The organism is Pedobacter sp. 01T416_2, assembly GCF_056398925.1.
The window spans coordinates 1-1,003 of record NZ_JBFTQI010001232.1 but is presented as its reverse complement, the minus strand read 5'-3'; the positions used below and the strand labels follow the sequence as shown (position 1 = coordinate 1,003).

Below are 1,003 nucleotides of genomic sequence, written 5' to 3'. Positions count from 1 at the left end.
CAAACTTCGTATCGGTTTGGATATTATAGTATTGTGTCAGTTTTGTTTCCTGATTAATGTGCGCATAAATGATCTCATTTTTCAGCACTGAAGTAAAATTATAAAAACGGCCTAAAATAACATTGTAAATAAACTTAAGCTGTTTTTTCTCAATAGGCTCGTTGTCTTTCGTTACTTTATTTTTAGGATCATGATCCTTAAAAAATTTATAGAATGCATTGGTGCTAAAGAAAATCTGATCTGGAATTGGGGTACTTAAAGCCCAAAACAAATCATCTTCATTATCCATTAAAGGGGTTAGAATGGTAAAAATTAATTCTAAGGTATCTTTATATTGAGATAAATCTTCGGCACTGATGTTGCCAAGCAGCACATCGTCTTTTTCAATTTTTTGAAGTAAAAACCTGTAAAATTCAGATTTTACCGATTTTTCTGTTTTCAATCTGCCTTTTAAATATTCCACAAGTGGGCGGAAAGACAGAGATGATTCTACCTGGCAATGTATACATTCGTTTTTATGTATCTGTATTACATTGGTATTCATTGTATAAGTTTTGCTATAGTGTAAATTTTATTGTTATCTATTTAATTACTAATTCATTGCAAAGATACATACTCATTAAAGCAATGTTCGTCTGCTGAACGTAATACTTGGATATTACATCTATTAATATGTTACACAAATTTAGTACCTAAAATTAAGCGATACGTATGGGTACCAGCCATCAGACGAGTGTCCCATTACAAAACGCACAACTGTAAGTGATGCTGGTGCAAAATAAACGCCCCCTCCTACACCATGGTGCCATAATGTAGAAGTTTCGTCACGTTTCCAAACCCTACCTACATCATAAAAACCCAATAAGCCAACTTGTCCGGGTAAAACATAACTAACCAGATCGCCAAGCTTGGCCCTAAGCTCTAAGTTGTTATAAAAAGTATGTTCGCCGGCAAACCTGAACTGGCGATACCCTAAGAGATTCCCTTGTCCGCCCAGATATAA

Annotated in this window: 2 pseudogenes; both read right to left on the bottom strand. The window is 34.6% G+C overall.

Annotated features, from left to right (window positions below):
- Positions 1-544, bottom strand: a pseudogene (locus tag AC1DPQ_RS28770) (hypothetical protein); the annotation flags it as partial.
- Between the two features lie 141 nt (positions 545-685).
- Positions 686-1,003: pseudogene (locus AC1DPQ_RS28765) on the bottom strand (BamA/TamA family outer membrane protein); the annotation flags it as partial.